Source organism: Mycobacterium sp. 1245499.0 (genome assembly GCF_001673615.1).
Lineage (GTDB): Bacteria > Actinomycetota > Actinomycetes > Mycobacteriales > Mycobacteriaceae > Mycobacterium > Mycobacterium europaeum_A.
In genome coordinates this window covers 1-5,013 of record NZ_LZMG01000375.1, presented here as the reverse complement: position 1 = coordinate 5,013, position 5,013 = coordinate 1, and the positions used below count along the sequence as shown (strand labels likewise).

The 5,013-nt window shown below is 68.0% G+C and carries 6 protein-coding genes and 1 pseudogene; 2 read left to right on the top strand and 5 right to left on the bottom strand.

From position 1 onward, the window contains the following. On the bottom strand, positions 1 to 502 hold a 502-nt coding region (locus A5646_RS23230; RefSeq protein ID WP_197505267.1), incomplete at its 3' end, for a CoA transferase. A gap of 64 nt (positions 503 to 566) precedes the next feature. Next, positions 567 to 1,478, bottom strand: a complete 912-nt coding sequence (locus A5646_RS23225) for an NmrA family NAD(P)-binding protein (protein ID WP_067024490.1) — start codon at positions 1,476 to 1,478, stop codon at positions 567 to 569. 91 nt (positions 1,479 to 1,569) lie between these two features. On the opposite strand from A5646_RS23225, the gene A5646_RS23220 reads away from it, so the two are divergent. Together A5646_RS23220 and A5646_RS23215 are read left to right on the top strand one after the other, a co-directional pair. Continuing rightward, positions 1,570 to 2,061 carry a helix-turn-helix domain-containing protein gene (locus A5646_RS23220; RefSeq protein ID WP_067024487.1) on the top strand — a complete coding sequence of 164 codons (492 nt, stop codon included), beginning with the start codon at positions 1,570 to 1,572 and terminating at the stop codon, positions 2,059 to 2,061. Between the two features lie 36 nt (positions 2,062 to 2,097). Further along, positions 2,098 to 2,784: a DUF427 domain-containing protein gene (locus A5646_RS23215; protein ID WP_067024484.1), complete on the top strand. Its 687-nt coding sequence runs from the start codon at positions 2,098 to 2,100 to the stop codon at positions 2,782 to 2,784. On the opposite strand, the gene A5646_RS23210 is transcribed toward A5646_RS23215, so the two are convergent. The 3 genes and pseudogenes from A5646_RS23210 to A5646_RS29220 form a co-directional block, all read right to left on the bottom strand. Next, entirely contained in the window at positions 2,768 to 3,952 is a 1,185-nt protein-coding gene (locus A5646_RS23210) for an acyl-CoA dehydrogenase family protein (protein ID WP_067024481.1), read from the bottom strand. The two genes, A5646_RS23215 and A5646_RS23210, sit on opposite strands and share 17 nt — an antisense overlap. Beyond that, positions 3,952 to 4,872, bottom strand: a complete 921-nt coding sequence (locus A5646_RS23205) for an LLM class F420-dependent oxidoreductase (protein ID WP_067024478.1) — start codon at positions 4,870 to 4,872, stop codon at positions 3,952 to 3,954. Before A5646_RS23205 ends, A5646_RS23210 begins: the two co-directional genes overlap by 1 nt. Positions 4,873 to 4,876: 4 nt before the next feature. Continuing rightward, a pseudogene (locus tag A5646_RS29220) lies at positions 4,877 to 5,013 on the bottom strand (thioesterase family protein); the annotation flags it as partial.

Sequence of the window (5,013 nt, the reverse complement as noted above, 5' to 3'; positions counted from 1 at the left end):
CGCCGCGCTGGAACGGGGGCGTGTCGCCGGGGCGGGTGAGCAGGTGCGCCACCCCGGCCCGCGACCAGAAGGCGGCCACGTCGAAGGCGGCGCGATCGGCGTCGGGCCCGCTTTCGCCGTATCCGGTGATGAGCCCGTAAACCAGGCGGGGGTTGGCCGGCGACACCGACTCGAAGTCCAGGCCGAGGCGCTGCAGGGCGCCGGGGCGCACGTTGGTCAGGAAAACGTCTGCGTCGGAGAGCAATTCGAAGGCGGTGTCGCGGCCCGCGTCGGTGCCCAGGTCCAGTACGACGCTGCGCTTGGACCGGTTGTCCATCTCGAACGGTGGGTTCAGGCCCAGATCGCAGCCCAGCATGCGGCCGAACATGCGCGCCGGATCACCGGTGGGCGGCTCGATCTTGATCACGTCGGCGCCCCAGTCCGCCAGGATGCCGCCGGCGGCCGGCCCGGCCACCCAGACCCCGAGTTCGACGACTTTGACGCCTGCTACCGGTCCCGCCATGGGTAAGTTCCTACCCTGTCGGCGCGCCCGGGCGCACGCATGCCCCCGATTCGGCGGTGCGGCCTCAGCTCGCCTGCCGCACCGCGAAGCTGCCGTCGCGGTCGAAGGCGGCGCGGTTGGCGTCGACGTAGTCGGCGACGGTCATCGGGCTGCGCCCGCTGATCACCTCGACCAGGTTGTTCTCTCCCGCGAAGACGCCGTCCTGGTAGTCTTGCGCGACGCTGCTGAGGTGCTGGACGAAGAACTCCGGGCGGCCCTGCGCGGTCAGCGCCGCGGCGAAGGCGGGGATCCCGATCGGCTCGTAGCGCACCGCGATGCCGAGCGCCTCCGACATCTGCTCGGCGATCCCGTAGTGGTCGAGTTCCTCGGCGCCCACCAGCGGATAAATCTGCCGATCGTGCGGGGCCGGGTTCTGCAGGATGGCCGCGATGACGCCGCCCTGATCGCGCCCGGCGATGGGAGCGTGGCGCCCGGTGCCGAACGGTAGCCGCAGCACGCCCTCGTCGCCGCTGCGCGACCATTGCCATTTGAGCCACTCGGCGAAGAAGGTCGGACGCAGATGAGTGGTGCCGAAGGCGAACCGGTCCAGCAATCGCTCGGCGATCCAGTGCTGCTGTGCGGCACGACTTTTCGCCTCACGCCGCGCGGATATCTGGGACATGTTGACCACCGCTCGCACGCCCGCCTCGCTGGCGGCCTGGGCGAAGATGGCCGTGGCCGGCAGCAGGCTGCCCGGGGCGATCGGGTAGCAGAAGTAGGCGGCGCTGACGCCGGTCATCGCGGAGCTGACGGCGTGAAAGTCGAGCAGGTCACCCTCGACGATCTCCGCGCCCAGGCCCGCCAGCGCCTCGGAGCGCTGGTCGATGCGGTGCACGAACGCGCGCACCCGGTGCCCGGCGGCGACCAGAAACTCGACGGTGGGCGCACCGGTATTGCCCGTCGCCGCGGTAATGAGGAACAGCTGATCCGATGACATTTTCCTAGCTCCCTGCTGACTAACGATGTCGTTAGTAAGATACAAGCACGATATGCTGGATAACGCAAGCGTTAGCCAAAAGGGGATCGTGATGGAGTTCGAGAACCGGCTGCAGGATCGCCGGCAGTGGTCGATCGGTGAGGGCTGTTCGATGTCGAAGGTCCTCGAACTGCTGAGCACCAAAACGGCGTTCCAGGTGGTCCGCGAATTGTTCTTCGGCACAACACGGTTCGAGGATTTCGTGGAACGCATCGCGACGTCGGCACCGGCGGTATCGCGGGCGCTCAAGCAGCTCGAGGCGGCGGGCATCGTCGCGCGGGTTCCCTATCGCGAGCCGGGGCAGCGCGCCCGCGACGAGTACCGCCTGACCGAGGCCGGCGAGGACTTTCTGCCGGTGTTCATGGCGCTGGTGCAGTGGGGAGACGCCTACCTGCAAGACGGTCCCACCAGGCTGGCGTTCGTCGACGCCGAGACCGGCCGGGCCGTCGGGGTACGCGTGACGACCGACAACGCCGCACCGGGAAAGCGCTCGGCCGACATCCGGATCCAACGCTCCCCCGCCCCGTCACGGCGGCGCCCATGATTGGCTAGAGCGAGGGCAAGCAACCGGGAGGCACACATGAGTCTGGTGGCCGGGCGGGGTCCGCTCAGCAGCGATCCCGCGGGGCGCTTCTCGCCCGCGATCCCCGACGACGTCGTCTACGTCGAACCGCATCCCCGGCGGGTGCAGGCCGTCAAGGACGGGCGGGTGGTGATCGACACCGAGCGGGCGCTGATGGTGCACCGCCGGGGCCGGCCGCTGAGCTACGCCTTCGCCGCCGACGAGGTCGGCGACCTACCGAGCGAGCCCGAACACGAAGCGCCGGGTTTCGTCCAGGTGCCCTGGGACGCGGTCGACACCTGGCTGGAAGAGGGGCGCAGGCTCGTGCACTACCCGCCCAATCCCTATCACCGCGTCGATTGCCGTCCGACCCGGCGGCGCCTGCGCGTCCGCGTCGAGGGCGCCACGCTGGTGGACACCGACGACACGGTGATCGTGTTCGAGACCGCGCTCGCCCCGCGGCTCTACGTCGACCCGGCTCACGTGCGCACCGATCTGCTGCGGCGCTCCGAGATCGAGAGTTACTGCAACTACAAAGGTTTCGCGACGTACTGGTCGTTCGCCTCGGGCGGCCATGTCGTGGCCGACGTCGCGTGGAGCTACCCCGGCCCGCCGCCGGAAAGCCTGCCCATCAAGGGGTTTCTGAGTTTCGACGAGACCCGCGTTGAAGTGACGGCCGAACTGCCGGTCAGCGCCCGTAGCTAGGACGCCCGAGCCCCAGCTCGTGCTGGGCAATCATGTTGCGGAACACCTCCATGGTGCCGCCGTAGATGCCGGCGGGCACGGCGTGCCGGAAGATGAACTCGATGGCACCATTATCGGCGAAGTCCGCCGAACCCGGTGTGTCGGTGGGCAATGCCGACGCCGTCCCGAGCAGGTCCATCAGTTCCTGGGACACCTCACGCATGGTCTGGATGAGCGCCACCCGCCCATACATTCCGGGGGTGGACATGGCGGCCTCGATGCGGGCCATGCTGCGCCCGAACCGGTATTTGATCGCGTCGTCGTCGATCGGCCGCCGGCCCGTCGCATCGGGTCTCGACAGAATCGCCGCGACCCCGTCGGCCACCTCGGCCATCAGGTGGCCGTGCTCCGAGAGCATCGAAATGTTCTGCAGGCCATGATCTTGCGGATCCGTGATGCCGTGCTCGGCGTCGAGGGCGAACCGCATCACCGTCCAGCCGCCGTTGACCTCACCGATCCGGTACAGGTCATCGACCCGCACGTCGCTGTAATAGACGATGTTGGTGCGGTCACCGTCCAGCGTGCGGATGCCCTGGATCTCGATGCCTGGCGAATCCAGCGGCACCAGGAACATGGTGAGGTTCTTGTGTTTCGGGCCTTGCGGATCGGTGTTGGTGAGCAGGAAGACGTACTTGGCGTTCTGCGCGTTCGAGGTGAACATCTTGGAGCCGTTGATGACCCAGCCCGCCCCGTCCCGCACGGCCCGGGTCTTGCAGGTGGCGACGTCGGAGCCGCCCTCGGGTTCGGTGTAGCCCAGGCAGAGCCGGATCTCCCCGGACAGCACGCCCGGCAGGATCGCGTCGGCGAGTTCTGGCGCGCCGAATTGCTTGACCAACCGCGCGACCACCGCCGTGGTGCCCCAGTGGAACCACGGGGTGTGGGCGCGACCGATCTCGAGGTGGAAGATTCGCCGGCGCACCGGGTCGAATCCCCCTTCGGACTCCTGGTACCAGTCCGACGTCAGATAACCCGCTTCGCCTAGCGCCAGATGCACCGGCTCACTGAAGTTTTCACCGGTCTCACGATCGCGCCGAAGCACCTCGTCGGTGACGTGTTCGGCCATGAACGCCCGGGTCTCATCGAGGAATTTCTGATCCTCGGGCGAAAGGTCGACGCGAGAGAAGTCCATCAGGCCGCGTCGATGACCAGGGTGCGGAACCGGTCGAGGGTTTCGAGCGCGTGCGTCAGGCTGTCACCGGGCAGGTGAACGCTGACCCACGTGACGCCCAGCTTCTCCAGCTTCTCCAAGCCGTGCAGGTAGGCGTCGGCGTTGAAGTCGTCGTCGGTGATGCTGCCGCCCTCGAAGTTGGTGAACGTGATGTCGATCGACGACCAATCCCGTTGCGCGGCATCGCATCTGCGTCGCAGGTCGTCGATGCCGTCGGCGAGCTTTTGCACGGAGTCGATGGCGGCGGTGCCGGCCGTTTGGGCCAGCTGTGGCGGCGCGGGGAACGGGCACCACCCGTCGCCGTACTGGGCCACCCGCTGCCGCGAGGACGACGTGTTGCCCCCGATCCAGATCGGTGGGTGTGGATCGCTGACCGGGCGGGGATGCGCGGTGATGCCACGCGCGCTGAAATGCTTGCCGTCAAAGGAGATATCGTCGCCGGTCCAGATGGCCCGGATCACCTGCAGCGACTCCTCGAACAGCTCGGCGCGCTCGTCGTAGCTGACCCCCAGGGCCGCGAACTCGCGCTTGAGGTAACCCACGCCCACCGCGAGCGTGAACCGCCCACCCGAGAGCAGGTCCAGGGTGGCGCCGGACTTGGCCACCACGAACGGGTTTCGGTACGGCAGCACCACGATGTTCGGGATCAGCCGCAGCGTGGACGTCGTCGCCGCCGCGAAACCCAAGGCGACAAAGGGATCCAACGCATCGTGTCCGCCGGCCTCCAGCCAGCGCTGCGAGGGCGCCGGATGGTCGGTGAAGCCGAAACCGTGGATTCCGGCCGCCTCGGTCGCGGCGGCCACCTTGCCGATCCCGTCCCCGCTCACCAGCTCCGGGTTGTACGGACGACTGTGCATCGGGTGGGTAATGGTGAACCGCATGGCCTTAGAACCGCGCGCGGGAGTCGATCGCCGTGTCGCTGGTGCGCAGCGGGCGGATCAGCGCCTCCTGGGCGAAGGAGGCCAGCAGCTCGCCCTCTTCGGAATGCACGATCCCGCGCACGTATGACATGCCCGCGCCGA